The organism is Sphingomonas sp. SKA58, from assembly GCF_000153545.1.
Lineage (GTDB): Bacteria > Pseudomonadota > Alphaproteobacteria > Sphingomonadales > Sphingomonadaceae > Sphingobium > Sphingobium soli.
On the sequence record NZ_CH959306.1, the window covers coordinates 348076 to 368041 of the forward strand.

Genomic DNA, 19966 nt, shown 5'->3' on the forward strand with positions numbered 1-19966 from the left:
CAGGCTGTTGGCGAAATGGGTGGGCAGCTCCGCCGTCATGTCGACGCGCCCGCCATCGGGATGATCGACCCGGATGCGTCGCGCATGCAGATGCATCTTACGGCTGATCGTGCCAGACAGGAAGGCGTCCTTGCCGCCATATTTGCCGTCGCCCACGATCGGGTGGCCGATCGCCGCCATATGCACGCGCAACTGATGGGTGCGTCCAGTATAGGGTTGCAACTCGATCCAGGCGGCGCGGTTGCCCGCCCGTTCGATCACGCGATAGCGCGACCGCGCGGGCAGCCCTTCCTCCTCATCGACATGCATTTTCTCACCGCCGGTTCCCGGTTGCTTGGCGATCGGCAATTCGATCATGCCATCCTCGATCGAGGGTACGCCCATCACCAGTGCCCAATAGACCTTGCGCGCGGTGCGGCTGGAAAAGGCCTTGGCGAAATGGGCGGCAGCGCGGCTGGTGCGCGCCAGCAACAGCGCGCCCGACGTGTCCTTGTCCAGCCGATGCACCAGCTTCGGGCGGGATTCGGCGTCGAACAGCAGCGCGTCGAGCAATTTGTCGACATGCTCGTCCGTCTTGGTGCCGCCCTGCGTCGCAAGGCCTGGCGGCTTGTTGATGACGATGGCTTGCGCATCGCGATGGATCACCATGTCCTGCGCGTAGCTGATCTCGTCGGGTGTCAGATCGACGATGCGGGCGCGCTTGGGCCGGTCGGCCGCGTCGGGCTTCTGTTCGGCCGGCGGCACCCGGATCATCTGGCCTTCGCTGATGCGGTCGCCCGGCGCGGCGCGCGCGCCATCGACCCGCAACTGCCCCGTGCGCGACCAGCGCGATACCAGATTGAAGCCAACATCGGGCAAATGCCGCTGGAACCAGCGATCCAGCCGGATGCCATCATCGTCCGCAGCCACGCGATATTGCCGTACGTCGAGCGATACGCCCTTGGCGGGATTGGGCTTTGCAGCAACGGACTTGGCGACGGCGGGCTTGGGCGGTGCGCTGCGGGCGGCGCCCGATTTCGCCGCTGCCGGCGCGCGGGGCTTGAAGGCAGGTTTGTCGCCATCGCGCGTGCGCGCCCCTGGCGCCTTGCCGCGAGCCGCTGGCTTGCGGTCCGGCGTGCGGCCTCCATTACCCTTGCCGCCGCGCGAAGGCGGGCCGCTTTTGCCAGGAGGACGCCCCTTCATGCGCCAGCGCTCCGCGTCAGCATCAGGCCCAGCCCCAGCGCGCATACCGCGCCGCCAACCGATGCCAGGGCATATACCATCGCCATGAGTGCCTGGCCCCGGTCTATCATCAGCATCGTTTCCAGGCTGAAGGCGGAAAATGTGGTGAAACCGCCCAGCAGGCCGACGCCCAGCAGCAGGCGCAGCGATTCGCTATTAAGCGGCCCAGTCGCACCGCTTTCGCGCGTCAGCCATCCGGCCAGCAGGCCCATGGCCAAGCCGCCGATCAGATTGGCGGCGAAGGTGCCCCAGGGCCAAGTCGCGCCCGGCGTCAGATGCCCGGCCAGGCGGCCAAGCTGGTAGCGCAGTGCCGCGCCGACCGCGCCGCCCCCCATCACGAGAAAAATATTGGTCATAGGCCCGCCCTATAGCGAATCGGCTACAGGGGAAAGAACGCAATCAGGCCATTTCCGCCAGCCATGGGGCACGGTGGGACCGCGGATGCCATCCTACCCCCATCCTACCCCTCGTCACGCTATCGCCCGCCGCCAAAAGCCGGCGTGAACAGTTTGCGGAACTGGATCGAAATGGTCCGCCCGAGCGGATCAAGATAATCCTGCTGATAACGCAGCGGCGTCATCCCTGTCGCATCGCGCACCTCGCGCCGCTGATTGAAGACATTGTCCAACCGCAACGAAATGCGCGATCCCTTTAGGAATGGCATGGATTTCACCAGATCGGGCATCTGCCCCAGATTGGCGAACAGGCGCAGGTTCGCTGTCGCCAGGCTGCCAAACTCCAGCCGTGAATTCCCGCCCAGCGCGCCATCGACATGGGTACCGCTTTCCCAGTCGACCCCCAGCCGCGCGCCGATCCCGTTGTTGGAATAGCCCACGCGCGCCTTGATCTCGTGACGGGGCTGCCCGCCCGATGATCCGGTCGCGTCGCCGTTGAGCAGGTCAAGCTCGGGCACGCCAGGCGCGATCAGGATGCTCTCGTCCAGATGCCAGGTGTGATAGAGGCTGAAGCTCAGCCGCCCGCCGCCCTGACCGCCGCCGCGCCCGCGTCCGCCGCCTCCAAAGCCCCGCCCCGGCCCGCCGCGATCGCCACGCGTTTGGCCCCCATCGCCGTTTCCGGCACTATCGTTCGACCTGTCTCTTTCGCCGTCGGTGTTTCGGCGTTCGCCGCCCGGCGATCCTTCGCTCCGCCTCCGGCTGCCGCCATAGGCAGCGCGCATGTCGTCCAGCTCTTTCGGACGATCCTCCGGCCGTGCTCCGTTGGCCCGCCACGCCTCGATGACCTTCTGGATATGCGACTTCAACGGCACGGACAGGTCAAAGCCCCACCGCAGCTGCTCGCTGCGCGATTGCAGGAAATTGATCGGCCGCGCGTCCACCTGGATCAGGCTGCCATCCTCGTCGCGCACGAAGCGTTGCGGAAATGCGGCCTCCAAATCGGGCGTGGGCGTGGGAAAGGCGGCGATAGGGTTGCTGGTCCGGCTGTTGAGATAGGTCGCTGTCAGCGTCAGATTGGGCTTGTCGAACGGCTTTATGCGTGCGCTCAGGCGAAACTGATCGCGCACGCTTTCTTTCAGCGCACCGTTGCCGCCCGACAATTGCGTCACGAACACGCTTTGCCCTGTGGCATAATCGAACACGGACACATTGGGCGTGGAAATTAGCGGATCGGTAATCTGCGCGCCAGTGGGCGCGGCGCGGTCCTGATTGGCGGATGCCAGGATCTGCACCGCCCTTATCGGTTGCCAGCGCAATCCATAGCCCAAAGTGGACAAGGTGCCGAAGTCCGAAAGCTGTTGCGCCGCGACGTTCAGGTTGACTCCGATGTCGCCGACGCCGCCCAATATGCCTTTGGATCGACTGGTCAGCGGCACGTCGACGCTGATTTGCCCGCTACCGGTTTCGCGGCTGTAATCGGTGTTGCGCTCGATACCCGATCGCACCGACCGGCTTTCAAACCCATTTGCTGACGCGCCCAGGCGGATGGATGTCATGACATCCCCGGCCGGCATGCGGAACAAGGCCCCGCTCACCAGCAGGTCGCCGGTTACGGCCTGGCTTTTGGCGCGCGCCGTGTCGATGGTCCGGGCGGCGATGAGCGCGGGAGCGAAATCGCCATAGGGATTGACCGAAGGATCGCCGGCATCCAGCGCAGTCTGTATCGCATCGGTATCAATGCCGCGATCAGTCCGGGTGCGGGTGATCGACAGGTCTCCATTGCCGGTGAAGGACCATTGCCATTTGCGCCCGATCTGCCCGTTGAGTGTTACGCCGATATGGCCGGTCGTGCCCCTTACCTGCTGCGCCAGCGCGCCGCCTTGGGCCAGATAGCGATAGAGGGTCACGTCCTGCGCAAAGGGTGAGAAGGGCGACCCGGCGGCCAGGCCCAGCGCGGTGGTCGACAGCCCCTGAAGCGAATCATTTTCCGACAGCGCCAATCGCCCGTTGATCGTCGCCGACACGCCCCCCAGTGCCCGCGCCAGTGTCGCATTGGCGGAAAAATTCTCAGTCGCCGGGCTCAGCGTGCGATAGGGGGTCAGGTCGGTGACAGACGCGTTGTTCGCGCCCGCGACGAAATCGGTCAGCGACGGCGCTCCATTGGCGGCATTGGCTGGAGCAGTGGCGATGGAGACGGTCTGACCGACCAGCGCCGACAAATCAGGGTCGATCTCTCCCCCATCGACGGTCCCCGTGACACTCCCACCCAGCGCATAGGGGCGACGGGCCGGCGTGGTGATGATATCCCGCTCGCTCTCCAGTAGGCGAGCGGCGCGGCTATATTCCAGGTCCAGCGAAAAGCGGTTGTCGCCCCGGATGCGCAGCAGTCCGGCCTCGACTTCGCCATTGTCCCGGCCGCCCTCGGTCGTCGTTCCCAGTTGCACCTCTGCCTTCTCGGATCGGAAACGCTGGCGCAGGACGACATTGACGACCTTCTGCGTCGGCGCATAGCCATAGGAGAGGGCAACCTGCTCGGGCAAAATGTCGACCCGCGCGACAGCCTCTGACGGAATGTCGCGGATCTCGGAAAAGCTGGAAATCCGCTTTCCGTTCAGCAGGATGATCGGCGTTCCGTTGGTCTGCGGCTCCAATTCGGTGATAAGTTCAGCGATCGACGTAACGCCCAGCGCCCTTACGTCGGCGGACGACAATTTCTGCTCCGGTTCGATATCGCCGATCACCGCACCCCGTTCCGGTTGCCCGGTGACGATGATTTCCTCGCCCTCGTCCACGTCGTCCTGCGGCGGGGCAGCCCGCTGATCGACCTCCTGCGCTATCAGGGCGCCGGGCGCGGCGCCGGTCAGCAAAGGCAACAGGATCAGATATGCGGATCGACGCACGAACACCCCCGGACAAATCATTGAAGCTTCCATGGCGATCTAGCCGACATCTGTCGCAAGATTCTGGCATATGTCGGACAAATTTGTCGCAAAATGTAATGGCTTGGCTGAACACAGGCTTGCACAGCGCCAAATGAGGCAAGCGCCTGTGAGCATGCCGCTTGACGAACTGCCAGGCCTCATGGTGAAACACCGAACATTCGCGGGAGGCGGCATGAGCGACACCTGGCTATATGACGAGCATCCTGCGATGTTCCGGGCACATCCCGTGCTGTTCGTGCTGCTCCTCATATCGATAATCGGCATCCTCGCCATCGCGATCTGGTGGGTGTTGCACAAGGGCGAGCGACTGGCGCTGTCGGATCGCGAAGTACTGATGGAAAAGGGCCTGTTGTCCAAGCAGCGGACGGAAATCGCGCTGTCGAGCATCCGGTCGGTGCGGATAACCCAGACGCTCGGGCAGCGCATCTTTGGTGTGGGCCATGTCGAACTTTTCAGCGCCGGCGACTATGCTGAAATCGCGATCAAGAACATGCCGAACCCGGACCGGATAAGGGCGATCGCCGCGTCGCGAAACGTGGACCTGTTGCCCCAGCGATAGACTATTTCACGCAGCCCCTTGACTTGGGCGCATATATTTCAACGATAGCAGCATCATGGAGCCGGCAGAGCTCCAACCGTGAGGACGCCATGTCAGGAACCCTTGGCCGCATTTGGGCGGGCAGGGCAATGAAGGGGTGTCGCCATGGTGGGCTTGCGAGTGATGCCGTCCTTGCCGGACCTGACGGCCGAGGAACGCGCGACCGTCCGCCAGGCCTGCGGCTTCGCCTGCGTCCGGTGCGGCGTCACCATCTATCGCTATCTGCGGCTGCCCGACAGTCCCGGCGTGACGCTGTTCTGCCCCACTTGCCATGGTTTGGTGGAGGAAGGTCGGCTGACGCCGACGCAGGTGCATAGTTTTCATGCCAACCCGGTCGTGCGGCAGCGCCATTTCGCACGGGATCGCCTGCCATTTTCCGCGGAACTTCCTCAATTGATCGTGGGCGGATCGCGCCTGCTTCGTGATACGCCCATTCCGATCACGCTGGACGGGGAGCCGATCCTGATGTTCGCGCCGCCACGCCGCACCAATGGCGCGACCCGCATCAGCGTGCGGTTGGGCAATGCCGATGGCGATGCGATGCAGGTGATCGACGGCAATGAATGGAAGCCGCTGGATGGAAGTTGGCATTTCCTGCTGCGTGGCGATCGCTATTCGATCATGGCGGCACGGGGGGACGGCCTGTGCGTGCTGCGGATCGTGGCGCGCAACCGGATCGCGGTAGAGCATTTGCGCACGACCATCCGCGGACGGCGGCTGGAAGTCACACCCGACTGGCTGGAGATCGACGGCAAGCGCCATGTCGATCGTATTGGCAGCGGAACTCTGATCGGGCTTGAGCTGTGATCGCGCGCGTCAGGCCAGGGTGACGAAAATCTCCGCTTCGATCAGCCAAGAGCCCGACATTTCGCGCCATTTCGCGCAATAGCTGCCAGCTGCCAGAATACGCCCATCCTCGGTGGATGCGCCGGACCATCGTCCTTCTTCCATCGCGATCGGCTCGACCGCGGAAATTGTGACGCGTTCGGTCGTGCGCGTGTAGACCAAGCGGTCCGATGCGGCGAAGTCCCGCTTCCAGGTGGCGAGTTGCGCGCGTTTGCCCATGAGCACGGCGCTGTCCGTTCCCGTGACCAGCACGACGTCGCGTGCCAGCAACGGCTCGATCGCCTTCAAATTCGCCTCGGCCAAAGCGCGGTTGAAGGCGGCACGGGCCATCCGAATGGCCAGATCGGCAGAGGCTGTCATCGAACGATGCTGGCCACGCGAGTGCTTATCCGCAGCGAACGGTGGTGATCATCATTGCTTCATCATAGCTGACGGTTAGCCGGTCAGGACGGAAATCCATCGTCATGGCCATGCCCGGAGCGCCCCAGCGCAGCGTCTTTGCGCCCGATGCAGCTAGCAATTGCGCGCCGACTTCGCCGCTTGCCTTCTGTCCAACGAACCGGTCCAGCCCTGCGTCACGGCAGGGGCCATCCGCCATCGCGGGCGGCGGCGTTTGGGGGCCGGAGCCATTGGCACCGGCACAGCCGGTCAGGCCGGCCAAAGATAATGCCGTCATTGCCCAGCGCATCGCTTCGTCTCCTATTCGGTTCGCGTCATTTTCAGCCGCCCGCCCTTGACCGCAAAGGCGAGCCGCCCCTCGACCAGGTCAACCGCGTCGCGGCCAAATTGTTCATAACGCCAGCCTTCCAGGATCGACAAACCCTCGCGCGCGCCCGCCGCCAGCGCATCAATATCATCGCTGCGCGCGATCAGGCGCGCGGCCACATCAATGTCGCGTGACCGGATTTTGAGCAGCAGTTTCAGCAGGTCGGCGACCAGCGCGCCGTCCTTGCCCAGCCCCGGCCGCTTGGGATCGCGTTCAGGCATTTCGTCGCGGTCCAGTGGCGGGGACGCCTTGATCGCGCTCATCAGCCGCGCGCCGATGTCGTTCGTCTTCCACGTGGCGGACAGGCCCCGCACTTTGCCAAGATCCTCCTGGGCGCGCGGCGGATGGCTTGCGATATCGGCCAGCGTCTCGTCTTTCACGATGCGACCGCGCGGGAGATTCTTGTCCTGCGCTTCCATCTCACGCCAGGCGGCCAGCGCTTTGAGGCGGCCCAGCACATCGGCCTTGCGGCTGGCGATGCGCACGCGCTTCCACGCATCCGCCGGATCATTCTCATAATTGCTCGGATTGCTGATCCGCTCCATTTCCTGGTCCAGCCAGTCGCCGCGCCCGGTCTTCTTCAACTCTTCCAGCATTTTTGGGAAGATTTTGATCAGATAAGTGACGTCGCCGATCGCATAGTCGATCTGCCGCTTGTCGAGCGGTCGCCGCGCCCAATCGGTGAAGCGCGCCCCCTTGTCGAGCTGAACGCCCAGCCATGCATCGACGAGATTGCCATAGCCGATCTGCTCGCCAAAGCCGAGCGCCATGGCCGCGATCTGGGTGTCGAACATGGGATGGGGAGCCTTGCCGGTCAGGTTGTGGACGATTTCAATGTCCTGGCCGCCGGCATGGAAGACCTTGAGCACGTCCTCATTGTCGACGAGCAGGTTGAGCAGCGGCGTCAGGTCGATGCCCGGCGCCTTGGGGTCGATCGCCGCCGCCTCGTGGGAATCGGCCACCTGCACCAGGCAGAGGTCGGGCCAGTAGCTATTTTCCCGCATGAATTCCGTGTCGACGGCGACATAGGGGGAATTCGCAATGCGGGCGCAAAAATCTGAAAGCGTCTTGCTGTCGGTAATCAGCGGATGAATTTGCATATGGTCTTCGATCTTATTATGGGCTGGCCCGCGTCCGGCGGGCTGGTCGAAAGGTCGACAAGGCAAGCCCATAGCCGGGCCGCAACAATTTGTCATTTCCGTAAAACGATTCTGAAAGATCAAAACGCCATGCACGCCTATCGCACCCACACCTGCGGCGCCCTGACCATCGCCGATGCCGGCAATGAGGTCCGCGTATCGGGCTGGGTGCATCGGAAGCGCGATCATGGCGATCTGGTCTTCATCGACCTGCGCGATCATTATGGCATGGTGCAGATCGTGACCGAAGTGGACGGCCCTGTCTTTCAGGTGATCGAGGGGCTGCGGGCCGAAAGCGTCGTCACCGTCACCGGCAAGGTCGTCGCCCGCGCCACGGAAGCGGTGAACCCCAACCTGCCGACCGGCGAGATCGAAATTCGAGCGCTGGACGCGGCCGTCCTGTCTGCCGCTGCCGACCTGCCGCTGCCAGTCGCGGGCGAACAGGACTATCCCGAAGATATCCGCCTGCGCTATCGCTTCCTCGACCTGCGGCGTGAGACGCTGCATGCCAACATCGTCAAGCGCACGAAGATCATCTCCGACATGCGCCGCCGCATGGAAGGCGCGGGTTTTACCGAATATTCGACGCCGATCCTGACCGCGAGCAGCCCGGAAGGCGCGCGTGACTTTCTGGTGCCCAGCCGCATCCATCCGGGCAAATTCTACGCCCTTCCGCAAGCGCCGCAGCAATATAAGCAGCTGCTGATGGTCGCGGGCTTCGACCGCTATTTCCAGATCGCGCCCTGCTTCCGCGACGAAGATCCGCGCGCTGACCGCCTGCCCGGCGAATTCTATCAGCTTGACCTCGAAATGAGCTTCGTCACCCAGGAAGACGTCTGGAACACGATGGAGCCGGTCATCGCGCAGGTATTCGAAGCCTTCTCCGACGGCAAGCCCGTCACCCCGGCCGGCAGCTTCCCGCGCATCCCGCACGCCGAGGCGATGCTGAAATATGGCAGCGACAAGCCCGACCTGCGCAACCCTATCATCATCCAGGACGTGACCGACCATTTCATTGGCTCGGGCTTCGGAATTTTTGCTTCGCTGGTCGATGGCGGCGCGCGCATCCGCGCGATTCCCGCGCCTGGCGCGGGCGCTGGCAGCCGCAAATTCTTCGACGACATGAATGTGTGGGCGCGCGGCGAAGGCTATTCGGGCCTTGGCTATATCAACATCAAGGATGGCGTCCCCGGCGGCCCGATCGCCAAGAATCATGGGCCCGAAGCTACGGCGAAGCTGATCGAAGCGCTCGGCCTTGGCCCCAATGACGGCGTCTTCTTCGCCGCCGGCAAGGAAGCGCAGGCAGCCAAGCTCGCCGGTCTCGCCCGCATCCGTGTCGGCGAACAGCTTGACCTCATCGACAAGGACCGGTTCGAGCTTTGCTGGATCGTCGACTTCCCGTTCTATGAATATGATGAGGACACGAAGTCGATCGACTTCGCGCACAACCCCTTCTCCATGCCGCAGGGCGGCCTGGACGCGCTGGAAAATCAGGACCCTCTGACGATCAACGCCTTCCAGTATGACATGGTCTGCAACGGCTATGAAATTGCGTCCGGTTCGATCCGCAACCAGTCGCCTGACCTTATGGTCAAGGCGTTCGAACTGGTGGGCCTCAGCAAGGCGGATGTCGAGGAGCGCTTCGGCGGCCTCTACCGCGCCTTCCAATATGGCGCGCCGCCCCATGGCGGCATGGCGGCCGGCGTCGATCGCATCGTGATGCTGCTCTGCGGCGCGCAAAATCTGCGCGAAATCACGCTGTTCCCGATGAACCAGCGCGCCGAGGACCTGCTGATGGGCGCGCCCAGCGCGGTGGAATTCAAGCAGTTGCGCGAACTCCATGTCCGCGTGGTGGAGCCGCAGGCCAAGGCATAATATCTCCGTTGATAGCCGATACCAAGTAATGGCCCCCGTCCCGCGACGGGGGCCATTTTGCCCTATGTGCGTCAAGCTGTATTGATTGAATAATACACTATGATAAGGTCGGCTTGGTCAAGCAGGAGTGTCCCTTATGTCCCCGGTCTCCTTATGGGTTGTCGCATTTCTGGCCGGCGCCGGTTTCGATCCCGGCACGCTCAAGGATGTTGCCGGACCACCCAATGAGGTGATGGTGTTGGGTACACCACATTTGTCCAATTGGCCGGAGAGTTTCGAGGCGAAGCAACTCGATCCGCTGCTTGACAGGCTGGCAGGATGGAAACCGCAGGCAATTGCCGTGGAATCCCTATCCGGACTGCAATGTGATGCGCTGCGCCGCTTCCCCTCGCGTTATGCCGACACGGTGAAGGATTATTGCTGGGACGCGGCACCAGCCCGGCAGGCGACCGGGCTGGACGTTCTGGCTGCCACGGCCCACGTCGATCGTCTGCTGGCAAACTGGCCGGCGAATCCCACAGCCGGCGATCGTCGGCATCTTGCCGCGCTGTTTCTCGCATCGGCCGATCAGGGGTCGGCGCTGGTCCAATGGTTGAGGCTGCCGCCGTCCGAGCGCCATGCGGGCGACGGCCTCGACGCGACATTGGTCGCGCGACTGGAAATGCTGCGGGGACGGCACAATGAGGAGTTTTTGATCGCGGCGCCGCTCGCCGCGCGGCTGGGGCTTGAGCGGCTGGCCCAGATAGATGATCATAGCGCCGATCGCGCCTATCGCAATGCCGAGGAAGAAAAGGCCGCTGGCGAAGCGCTCATGAAGGCATGGGACAATCCCGCCACCAACCGGCGCAAGGCGGCGGACGCGACATTGTCTAAAGGCATAGGTTTGGGCGAGGGGGTTCTCACGCTCTATCGAAACTATAACGCGCCCGACCAGGCGCGCATTATCTATGACAGCGATTTTGGAGCAGCCTTGAACGAACCCTCGCCGCAGCGATATGGGCGAAACTACGCTGGTTATTGGGAAACACGGAATCTGCGCATGGCGGCGAACATCCGTGATATATTGGGGGCGGCGCCGGGGCAGCGCATGCTGGTGATCGTGGGGGCGTCCCACAAATTTTATCTTCAGGCCTATCTGAACATGATGCACGACGTTCGACTGGTCGATACGCGCGTTGCGCTGCGCTGAAGGCCTTGCTCTCCTGCCAGCCGTGCGATCTAATCGTGGAAACGGACACGCAGGAGACGCGCCCATGACAATCGACCTGCCCGACTATGAAAAGGGCAAGAAATACAAGGGCGATTATGACGCCGATCTGGCAGCCCTCCAGGAACGGCTGGCCAAGATCCAGGTGGCGCATATCGTCCATAATCGGCGCAGCGTCATCCTGCTGGAAGGATGGGATGCGGCGGGAAAGGGCGGGATCATCAAGCGGATGACGGCCGATTGGGATCCGCGCTATTATCAGGTGCATCCCATTTCCGCGCCGTCGCAGGAAGAGCGCGATCATCATTATCTTTGGCGCTTCTGGACGCGCCTGCCCGCGGGCCGCAACATCGCGATCTTCGATCGTAGCTGGTATGGCCGGGTTCTGGTGGAACGGGTCGAGGGCTATTGCGACAAGGCCGACTGGAAGCGCGCCTATGAGGAGATTAACGCCTTCGAACGGCAGCAGATCGACGCCGGCACCAATATCGTGAAACTCTTCGTCCATATCACGCAGGAAACACAGGACGAACAACTGGCGCAGCGGCTCGACACCCCTTGGAAACGCTGGAAAACGGGACCGGACGATTATCGCAATCGAGCACGGCGCGACGATTATCTCGACGCGATGCATGACATGTTTCGCAAGACGGACCGGAAAGATGCACCTTGGCATGTCATCGACAATAATCATCGGAAGGCAGGACGCATCGCGGCGCTCACCTATGTCGCTGACCGTCTCCAAAAGCTTGTGCCGCTTCACTTCCCGGAAGCGGATCCGGCGGTGGTGAAGCTTGCGGAGGAGGCATTTGGCTACCGTGCGAAGCGATAAAGAAAAACATGAAAAAACAAGTGGTTGTCATATAATTGTAACGTAGGCCTAACGGTGCCTTTACGATTTGGCCCTATGGTTCGGGCCATGACCGCAACCGTGCTGCCCTTCGCACCGCCTGCCTCGGCGGCCTCTTTGGCTCCGGCCGACCTGTATCTGACCGCGCATGCGCCGGCTGTTCGCCTCGACTGCCCGCTTAGTGAGGCTGTGGATCATTTCCAGCGCGATTCCGGGCTGCGTTTGTTGCCGGTGCTGGACTGCGCCGGCAGGCCGTTGGGCGCAATCTATGAGCGCGACATGCGCCGGATCCTTTTCAATCCCTTTGGCCACGCCCTGCTGCGCAATCCCAGCTTCGGCGGTCGCTTGGATGACCATGTCCGGCCTTGCGCGATCGCGGATCGGGCGATGGGCATAGAGGCGTTGGTCGATCTCTACGCTGCGCAGGGGGACGGGTGCGAAGGGTTGATCGTGACCGACGCTGGCGCTTTTGCCGGCGTGCTCAGTGGATCGCTGTTGTTGCGGCTGACTGCGGAGCGGGACGCGCGCGTGGCTACGGCCCGGACCGAGCGTATCGAGAAAATCGCGCAGGAAAGCGCCGACTTCAGGGCCGATGTCGAGCGATTGATCACCGACCTGGTGGTGATGGCGGACCAATTGGCGACCCTGGCCGGTGAGGCGACGGAGCGTGCGGCGCTCGATGATGCGGATGCAGGGGCGATGGCGGTAGCCGCGCTCCAGACGGCCGACCGGCTTGCGGGAATCGCCGCAGGCGGCTCGGAACTGGGGAATCTGTTCGCCACGATGGAAGCCGAGGTCCGGGATGCCGGCGACGCGATAAAGGAAGCGGTGGCCCGCAGCCGTTCCGGAGCGGCGCGCAGCGAGGCGCTGGCGCAGGAGGCTGACGATATCGGCGCGGTCATCGCCCTGATCGATAATATCGCGCGGGCAACCAGCATGCTGGCGCTCAACGCCAGCATCGAGGCTGCCCGCGCGGGCGCTGCGGGGGAAGGCTTTGCGGTCGTCGCCAGAGAGGTGCAATCCCTGGCTGCGCAAACACGCGATGCGGCGGCGGAGATTTCCGGCCGGATCGACCATTTTCGCGGCGCAATCGGGGAGGTTGCCGCCGGACACGCCCATATGGATGCAACGATGACGCGGGCAAATCGTCTCTCGGCTGCCGTGTTCGATGCCGTGGCCCGGCAGGGCGCGTTCAGTCTGACGATAGCCGAGAGCGTTGCCGAAGCTGGACAGTCGAGCGATCATATCCGCGCCGGCGCGCGGCAGATCAGTGACAATGCGACAGGCCGCGCCCAGGCGGCCCGCCTGATGCGCGACGTGGCTGGCCGCCTGGCGCAGGAAGCGCATCGTCTGGAGGACCGGGCGGGTGGGTTTATCACGGCGATCCGGGCGGCCTGATCGCGGCCTCTGGCGCGATCCTGCTAACCCGCTACTCTGCGTCTCCCATATAAAAGGAGAGGTAAGCCATGATCGTCATGTTCGTCGGCACGGATCGCACGCAGACCGCGGTCAATCCCGCACAGGTCACATTCGTCACTCAGGTCAGCGACGGCACGCGTATCCGCTTTGGTGAGGGGCGCAGCGTTACCGTGACCGAACCCATTGACGCGGTGATCGACAGTCTCAACCAGGCCTTGCGACCGCACGAATAGGAAAAGGGAAGGGCCGGCGCTCCCGGCCCTTCCTCAATAATCCTTCGAATAGCGCAGGTTCGCCGAAGATCCGGCATTGGTGCCAGTCTTCGACAGGAGGCTCAGCGTCTTGGACAGCGCGATTTCCAATTGCGTGGCGGTAAAGCCCTTGGAGTCGGTGATGACCTCCACATAGATGTTGTTGGAAATATGCTGGCCAACCGCCAGGCTGGTGCCGCGACCTGTCGCCTCATCACCCCCCACGATGCCGATCCGGTCGAGTCCGGTCGCGCCCTGCAATTTACCCATCGGGTTCAGCCCTCCGCTGCCACCGCGCAATCCGTTGAGGGCTGCCGCGAGCTGCACCGCCTGCATGGCCGACAGGTTGGCGACATTGTCGCCAAACAGGATCCGAGACAGGATTTCATCCTGTGGCAGCGTGGGTGTGGAAATGAAGCTGATATCGGGCTGCTGCGCGCTCCCCGTGACACGGATCCCCGCTGTCACCGTATCAATCCGCGTTTGGGCGGTGATTTGCAGCGTCGGGTTCGTCATCGGGCCATTGAAGCTGATCAAACCCTGTTCCAGCTCGAACTGATGGCCCGAAAAGCTGTACCGACCGCGGATCACCTCGACTTGGCCGACGACCCGTGGGTCTGTCGCCGTCCCCGTGACGCGCATGTTCGTCTTCCATTCGGAATCAAGGCCCATGCCGGTCACATATATTTCGTTGTCGGCGCGCACGCGGATATCCAGCTTCCACGGTTTGGGCGCTGCGGCAGCCTTGCGATCGGCCAGGCGTTTGTCGAGCAGGTCGGTGCCTTCGCCCTTGCGCCGCACGCCGGTCAGCTGGCGGATTTCGGTGCCGCCTTGCCAGGCGACCCGATAGCGTGTTTCGGGCAGGCGCAGATCGCCCTTGATCAGACCGCCATTGGCCGCGCTGTTGGTGATATTGAGCGTTCCGCTCACGACACTGGTTATCGCCTCGCTGCGCGCCAGACGCGCGCGGTCGAGCTTGACCGCGATATTGATCGGGAAGCCGCTGTTCGCCGCCAGTCCGACATCGCCTGTGGCCTGCACTGTTCCATCACCGGCCCGGCCCGAAAAGTCACGGATTTCGAGATGATCGCTGGTGAAGCGGCCGTCGAGCCGCATTTGCGTGACCCGGGTGCCGAAACTCTCATTCTCGTACGTCAGGCTGTTGGCGCGCACCACGCCATTGAGGCGCGGATCGCTGAGGCGGCCATTGAAATCGGCCGCGACGGCAAGACCGCCAGTCAGCTGCTGATCCGCCAGACCAGCAAAGGAGAATAGCACGTCGGCCGGACCCGAATAGCGGATGCCCCCACCCAATGGTGCATTTTGCAACTGCTCGGTCCAGGACGCGCCGGCACCCGGAGGGGCCAGGGTGGCGATGAAGCGGCCAAGGGTCGTACCGCCACGGCGAATGAGACCGCGCATGTCGCCGCCTGCCGACGACAGCTTGCCCTCGACATTCATCGATACAGGGTCCGACACGGCGGTCAGGCTGGACCGACGAAAATCATTGATGGAAAGGCGGGTGGTCGCGGTGGGGAAGGCGTTGCCGGTTTGCGTATAGTCCAGCGTGCCGGTGGCGCGTCCACTGATGCCCAGGCCAGGCGCTGCCATATTGGCGATGGCAAGGTCGAAATCCTTGAAGCGCGCCTGCATCGCGGTGGTGCCGCCGAACCGGCCGGCAAGATCGACCTTGCCCTGGGGCAAGACCAGCGTGGCCGGTTCCAGCCGATATCCGCCTGTTTCGGACCGAATGATCGCCGGCTGAGCGAGGCGGAAGTCGATATTGGCGGCCTTCCCCTGTAATGCGACGGCATAAAGATCAGGGCGCAGCGCCGCATTGACGGCGACCGAGAAGGGTACCCCGCTGGAACCATCGGCGACCAGTTGCGCCTTGCCCCGCCCGCCCTGATAATCGAGCTTGGCGCGAGCCTTGCGCACGACATAGTTGCCGTAGGCTGCATTGGCGATCTGCGCGTCGGCGCGGATTTGCGGCTGGTCGGCAAGAAGGACCGACGCGTTGACGATGGCGCGACCGATGATGATGTCTGCCTCACCGGGCAATTTGGCGTTGGAGGCGTTGGCGTTGACGTCCACGCCTTGCACCTTGCCGACCGCTGCGAGCCGGACGGCGCCGGTGATGCCCGATCCATTCATCTCGAGTTGCCCGGTAAACGGACCGGCGGCGCTTTGCTGGATGCGGCCGTTCATATCGACCCCGGCAAAGCGCGCACGAGTGACGTCGATGGTCAACGGACCCTGCGCCGTGCGGATCAGGACATTGGCGAAGAAGGGCCCATAGGGCGATCCGCCGGTGGCCTCGAGCCGGTAACCAGCCGCTTCGCCGTTCACCTTGGCCACCACGTCGGTCAGCTGGACACCGACATTGGGTCGCGCTGCGCGCAATACGGCCTGCGGTCGATCGACGGTGCCACGAACAGTCAGGGCCAGCGGACCATATTGTTTGGACGACGCAGCCGCGTCGAAGGCGATCTGCCCGTCGGTGTCATAGCTGCCGGAGCCCGACTGGATCGTGAAATTGGGGGCCGCGCCCTTGAGGCCGGCCAGCGTGAACTTGCCCTCCGGCGTCATGCCGATCCGTCCCGACACAAGGGCATTGCCACCCAGAAAATCCCGGACCGATGCATTTTCCCAGCGCGCCGTGCGTACGCCGAACCGGCCTGAAAGGCCAAATCCGCCCTTAGGCCCCGGCACAAGTTCGACATCGGTGTTCAAATTGACGATGCCAACGCCATCGATCCGATAGTCGTTGACGCGGCCTTTCAGGCCACCGCGATAGATGGCGTTGTCAAGGTCCGCCAGGATGATCGCTGTTGCATCGACCTTGTCGCTGTCGATCTTGAGATTGTCGCTGATCAGCTTGCCTGCGGCATAGGCGAAGTCGCCTTTTACCCGCAAATTTTGGAGCAGGCCGCCTGCCGCTGCGTTGAGGCCGGTCACGCGGCTGGCGGTGGCGTTCACTGGAATGCGGATGCGATCGGCGTCTATTACCGCCCGGCCGCTGGCCTTGAGGTTTTCGATGCCTGTCGCGTCGAAGGCGATATTTTTAGCGGTGATGTCATAGTCGATGAACGGCGTCGCCATCGGTCCATCGAGGATGACCGATGCGCGCACGTCACGACCCCTGACTTTCTCCATGATCGCTCCGGGGGTCAGCAAGGCGGCGTTGACGCGCAACGAACCGAATTTGCTTTCGGCAAGATCGACCAATCCCTGAATGTCGGCGGTCATGGCCGACGAACGCACCGATCCCTTGAGATTGACTTTACGCTCATTCAGTCCCGCAAACAGATCGACGTTCAGTTGGGGCGCAGTCAGCCGATCGACGGTCCCGGCAAAGACCAGTCCGGGGCGCAGCGGCCCCTTGGCCGTGAAATTGCCGTCGCGTGCGGCAAGGGCGATATTCGCCAGCTCCCCCTTGGGCGACGTTGCGACGATGCGACCGTTCCACGCCTCCCAACTGCCCTTGCCGTCCAGTGTGGCGGTCATGCCATCGGTCAGTCCCGACATCGCAGCGATGACGCCGCCCTTGGGCGCGGTCAGCGTGCCGCTCATCGCCAGGCGATTCTGTTCGGGCACGGCGTCGAGCTTTGCCTGCAAGCGGTCGCCGCTATCAACCAGCGCGCTCGCTTCCAGCTGAGCACGGCCATCGGCGATATGCGTCACAGCATCGATCGCGATTTCACGCTTTTGGCCTATGACCGGCTTAGCGAGAACGAATTTTGCGATCTTCAACCTGTCTACGTCGATGTCCAGATCGGGCAGGATCGGGGCGTTGGGGTCGCTTTCGGTGACTTTGAACTGCGGGCTTCGCGCCAGCACGACCAGAGGCGTGTCCAACAGGCTGACAGAGATATGGTTGTTGAGGTAGCGGAACGGCTTCCACACGACATGGACGCGCGGGGATACGGCGAATACGCCTTTAGGGTCGCGCAGGATGAGGTCATGGATGACCATGTCGCTGTAGATCGATCCGTCGATCCGCCCGACCTCGATCTGCATCCCCGATTCCATCTGCAGGGCGGCAATCTGCTTGATGAGGAATTTCTTGCCGGGCTGGGTGTTGAGGCCAAGCAGCAATATGCCGACCAACAGGACGAGCCCGACCAGAACCCCGACGACGCCGATGGCGATCTTTTGCCACAGTGGCCGCTTGTCGCGCACGACAATGGTCTCCGCAGGCGCGTCAGCGGCTGACGAAGCGTTGGAAGGAGTGTCGTCCTGTGCCATCAGAAAGCCTGCCCAATGCCGATATAGATGGCGAATTTGGATTCACCGGGTTGCCGGTTGATCGGCATGGCGATGTCGGCGCGGAAGGGACCGAAATTGGTGTAGAAGCGCCCGCCCACGCCCACGCCATAGCGCATGTCGGAAAATTTGGGGATCGCGCTTTCATAGACCTGGCCCGCATCGACGAAGGCGACGACGCCGTAATTGCCGAAGCGATAACGCCCTTCGACCGCGAATTCATTGACTGACCGACCGCCGATCGGATCGTTGTTCACATCCTTGGGGCCGAGTTCCTGATAGCCAAAGCCGCGCACCGATCCGCCGCCACCCGCATAGACCCGCCGCGATGGCGCAACATCGTCGCGATCGACGCCGCTGATCGTGCCCAGTCGGGTGCGCGCCGCGATGACCAGGCTGTCGGACACAGGATAATAGCCAGACAGATCGAACGTGGCGCGCAGATAGGGTGAGAAATTCCCTTGCAACGACCCTTCTGGTTCAGCGCGCAGATTGGCGCGGAAACCCTTGGTGGGATTGAGCAGATCATTGGATCGGTCATAGCCGATCTGCAACGGCAGCCCGCCGATAAAATACGTGCGCCGCGTCTTGTCCGCCGTTGCGGGGTCGATGACGACCTGTTCGTTGGTCAGCAGGATTTCCGCGCCATAGCTATAGGTCCAGCGCTTCTGGAAAATCGGTGTGGATTGGCGCGCCCAGCCGATATTGATGCCGGCGGTATAGGCTTCATAGGCGTCGTAATTCTGGTGATTGAGCGTGATGCCGGTCTGGAAGGTCTTGTCCCGCTTGCCTGCATTGGATCGCCGGAACGTCGCCGAGGCGCCCTGTTCCTGCGTGCCCGCGATTGCCCCCAGGATCAGCGCGCCTTCAGGTGGGAAAAGGTTGCGATGCGTCCATGTGCCTTCGGCGCGGAACCCCTGACCCGTGCCATAGCCCGCTTCGCCGGCCAGCGTACGCGGCGGGCCGGCATCTTGATCGACATGCAAGTCGACATATTCCGTGCCATCGGCACCCGCTTCACCGGTGCGGACCGGATCCACCGCCACGCTGGAAAACAGGCCCGTCGCCACCAGCGCCTTGCGCAGGTCATCCACCTTGCGGCTGTCATATAATTCGCCGGGTTTATAGCGCTTGATCACTTCCATATGGTCCGCGCCAAAGGCCTGATCCTCGCCGCTGGTCGTGATCTTGCGGAAGCTGGCGCGCGGGCCGGTTTCCACCGGCAGGGTGTAGGCGCCTGTGACGGTCTGGGGATCCAGCAGGATGTCGCGCTGCCCAACTTCGACGAAGGGATAGCCATTTTCGGGTAGCTTGAGTGCAACATTCGCCTCTGCCCCCTCAACATTGGCGGCGATGATATAGTCCCCGGTTTTTAGGGGCAGGCTTTCGCGCACCAGGCCCGGCGGCACGGTAGGCTGGGAATGGATGACGATATCGCTGATCTTGTAGCGCTTGCCCGGCGTCACGGACACGACAGCCGTCAACGTTCCGTCGCCACCCTGATCCAGGCTGGCGAGCGCGGTTCCATCATAATAGCCCTGCGAATAGAGCAGGCGGACCGCCAGTTCCTGATCCGCCTTCGCGCGCTGCTGCACCATCGTAGCCGTATCGGCCTTGCCATCGCCATCGAACAGCGCCGACTCCGCGCGAAACTCATCTTCCAACCCTGTTTTGCCAAAACCTTCGACCCGGGTGGCGTACCGGACGTCGGGCAGTTCCGCATCCGGATCGTCCTGCTTAGCTTCATTGGCGGGAACGGTTACGCTACCCAGCGGAGGCAGGGGCTGTGCAAGTTCCTGTTCTTCTGCAGGATCGACGGCAGCCGGCAGTTCAGCGGGCGCAGCGGACTGCGCCGGCATCTGCTGGTCGATCCAGGTGTCGATGGATGGAAGGGGGGCGTTGGGATCGTTGCCTTCCATCTTGGGCAGTCGCGCCTCAAATTGCGCATCAGGGAGAATGGGTTCTTCGGCGTCGGTTTCAGAGGCGGAAGTGGTCTGCGCCAACAAGGGCAAGGGGGATGCGGTCAACAGCAATAGGCTCAACATGCGCTGGACATGGAATGCCTGTCGTCTCGTCATCGTCGTGCGTCGCCCCTTTTGCGCCACGCCCGTTATGACGTCCGGCAATGCTTGAATACGCCCGACAGGTTGCAACGGTTCCGCCTGCGACATGATTCCAGCGACTTTCCATG

15 protein-coding genes are annotated in these 19966 nt (G+C 62.9%); 7 read left to right on the forward strand and 8 right to left on the reverse strand.

Features of this window, described 5'->3' with window-relative positions; all coding sequences use genetic code 11:
• The 3 genes from SKA58_RS02105 to SKA58_RS02115 form a co-directional block, all read right to left on the reverse strand.
• A partial coding sequence (locus SKA58_RS02105; RefSeq protein WP_009820685.1) for an RluA family pseudouridine synthase occupies positions 1-1182 on the reverse strand: 1182 nt, incomplete at its 3' end.
• The gene (gene crcB / locus SKA58_RS02110; protein ID WP_009820686.1) at positions 1179-1577 is read right to left on the reverse strand and encodes a fluoride efflux transporter CrcB; all 399 of its coding nucleotides are present in this window, start codon (positions 1575-1577) and stop codon (positions 1179-1181) included. The genes SKA58_RS02105 and crcB, both read right to left, overlap by 4 nt.
• A gap of 119 nt (positions 1578-1696) precedes the next feature.
• Positions 1697-4516 carry a TonB-dependent receptor gene (locus tag SKA58_RS02115; RefSeq protein WP_037542454.1) on the reverse strand — a complete coding sequence of 940 codons (2820 nt, stop codon included), beginning with the start codon at positions 4514-4516 and terminating at the stop codon, positions 1697-1699.
• 214 nt (positions 4517-4730) lie between these two features.
• On the opposite strand from SKA58_RS02115, the gene SKA58_RS02120 reads away from it, so the two are divergent.
• Together SKA58_RS02120 and SKA58_RS02125 are read left to right on the forward strand one after the other, a co-directional pair.
• The gene (locus SKA58_RS02120) at positions 4731-5117 is read left to right on the forward strand and encodes a PH domain-containing protein (protein WP_037542456.1); all 387 of its coding nucleotides are present in this window, start codon (positions 4731-4733) and stop codon (positions 5115-5117) included.
• Positions 5118-5261: 144 nt separating this feature from the next.
• Positions 5262-5963 (forward strand): hypothetical protein, encoded by a 702-nt coding sequence (locus tag SKA58_RS02125; protein ID WP_009820689.1) that lies wholly within the window; start codon positions 5262-5264, stop codon positions 5961-5963.
• A gap of 9 nt (positions 5964-5972) precedes the next feature.
• Here SKA58_RS02125 and SKA58_RS02130 read toward each other — a convergent pair whose 3' ends face one another.
• Genes SKA58_RS02130 through rnd form a run of 3 tightly spaced genes read right to left on the reverse strand, consistent with a single transcriptional unit; the run spans position 5973 to position 7868 of the window.
• Complete coding sequence (locus tag SKA58_RS02130) at positions 5973-6362, reverse strand: DUF4440 domain-containing protein (RefSeq protein ID WP_009820690.1); 390 nt, start codon at positions 6360-6362, stop codon at positions 5973-5975.
• A gap of 25 nt (positions 6363-6387) precedes the next feature.
• Entirely contained in the window at positions 6388-6690 is a 303-nt protein-coding gene (locus SKA58_RS02135; protein ID WP_037542019.1) for an I78 family peptidase inhibitor, read from the reverse strand.
• An 11-nt stretch (positions 6691-6701) separates the two neighbouring features.
• Positions 6702-7868: a ribonuclease D gene (gene rnd / locus SKA58_RS02140; RefSeq protein ID WP_037542458.1), complete on the reverse strand. Its 1167-nt coding sequence runs from the start codon at positions 7866-7868 to the stop codon at positions 6702-6704.
• A gap of 129 nt (positions 7869-7997) precedes the next feature.
• Between rnd and aspS the strand changes: the two genes are divergently transcribed.
• The 5 genes from aspS to SKA58_RS02165 all read left to right on the forward strand — a co-directional run bounded on the left by aspS (position 7998) and on the right by SKA58_RS02165 (position 13491).
• Positions 7998-9782, forward strand: a complete 1785-nt coding sequence (aspS, locus tag SKA58_RS02145) for an aspartate--tRNA ligase (protein WP_009820693.1) — start codon at positions 7998-8000, stop codon at positions 9780-9782.
• 136 nt (positions 9783-9918) lie between these two features.
• Positions 9919-10971, forward strand: coding sequence for a DUF5694 domain-containing protein (locus tag SKA58_RS02150; RefSeq protein WP_009820694.1), 1053 nt, complete (start codon positions 9919-9921; stop codon positions 10969-10971).
• Positions 10972-11035: 64 nt separating this feature from the next.
• Positions 11036-11821 carry a polyphosphate kinase 2 family protein gene (locus SKA58_RS02155; protein WP_009820695.1) on the forward strand — a complete coding sequence of 262 codons (786 nt, stop codon included), beginning with the start codon at positions 11036-11038 and terminating at the stop codon, positions 11819-11821.
• A gap of 87 nt (positions 11822-11908) precedes the next feature.
• Positions 11909-13237, forward strand: coding sequence for a methyl-accepting chemotaxis protein (locus SKA58_RS02160; RefSeq protein ID WP_156784127.1), 1329 nt, complete (start codon positions 11909-11911; stop codon positions 13235-13237).
• 68 nt (positions 13238-13305) lie between these two features.
• Positions 13306-13491 (forward strand): hypothetical protein, encoded by a 186-nt coding sequence (locus SKA58_RS02165; protein ID WP_009820697.1) that lies wholly within the window; start codon positions 13306-13308, stop codon positions 13489-13491.
• Positions 13492-13524: 33 nt separating this feature from the next.
• Here the strand turns inward: SKA58_RS02165 and SKA58_RS02170 are convergent, their stop codons facing one another.
• On the reverse strand, positions 13525-17757 hold the full coding sequence (locus SKA58_RS02170; RefSeq protein WP_009820698.1) for a translocation/assembly module TamB domain-containing protein: 4233 nt from the start codon (positions 17755-17757) through the stop codon (positions 13525-13527).
• Positions 17757-19853, reverse strand: a complete 2097-nt coding sequence (locus tag SKA58_RS02175; protein WP_037542460.1) for an autotransporter assembly complex protein TamA — start codon at positions 19851-19853, stop codon at positions 17757-17759. Before SKA58_RS02175 ends, SKA58_RS02170 begins: the two co-directional genes overlap by 1 nt.
• Between the last annotated feature and the right edge of the window lie 113 nt (positions 19854-19966).

Coding starts and splice junctions, on each gene's coding strand:
- crcB (WP_009820686.1), bottom strand. CDS start 1,577: ATGACCAATATTTTTCTCGTGATGGGGGGCGGCGCGGTCGGCGCGGCA.
- SKA58_RS02120 (WP_037542456.1), top strand. CDS start 4,731: ATGAGCGACACCTGGCTATATGACGAGCATCCTGCGATGTTCCGGGCA.
- SKA58_RS02125 (WP_009820689.1), top strand. CDS start 5,262: ATGGTGGGCTTGCGAGTGATGCCGTCCTTGCCGGACCTGACGGCCGAG.
- SKA58_RS02130 (WP_009820690.1), bottom strand. CDS start 6,362: ATGACAGCCTCTGCCGATCTGGCCATTCGGATGGCCCGTGCCGCCTTC.
- SKA58_RS02135 (WP_037542019.1), bottom strand. CDS start 6,690: ATGCGCTGGGCAATGACGGCATTATCTTTGGCCGGCCTGACCGGCTGT.
- rnd (WP_037542458.1), bottom strand. CDS start 7,868: ATGCAAATTCATCCGCTGATTACCGACAGCAAGACGCTTTCAGATTTT.
- aspS (WP_009820693.1), top strand. CDS start 7,998: ATGCACGCCTATCGCACCCACACCTGCGGCGCCCTGACCATCGCCGAT.
- SKA58_RS02150 (WP_009820694.1), top strand. CDS start 9,919: ATGTCCCCGGTCTCCTTATGGGTTGTCGCATTTCTGGCCGGCGCCGGT.
- SKA58_RS02155 (WP_009820695.1), top strand. CDS start 11,036: ATGACAATCGACCTGCCCGACTATGAAAAGGGCAAGAAATACAAGGGC.
- SKA58_RS02160 (WP_156784127.1), top strand. CDS start 11,909: ATGACCGCAACCGTGCTGCCCTTCGCACCGCCTGCCTCGGCGGCCTCT.
- SKA58_RS02165 (WP_009820697.1), top strand. CDS start 13,306: ATGATCGTCATGTTCGTCGGCACGGATCGCACGCAGACCGCGGTCAAT.
- SKA58_RS02170 (WP_009820698.1), bottom strand. CDS start 17,757: ATGGCACAGGACGACACTCCTTCCAACGCTTCGTCAGCCGCTGACGCG.
- SKA58_RS02175 (WP_037542460.1), bottom strand. CDS start 19,853: ATGACGAGACGACAGGCATTCCATGTCCAGCGCATGTTGAGCCTATTG.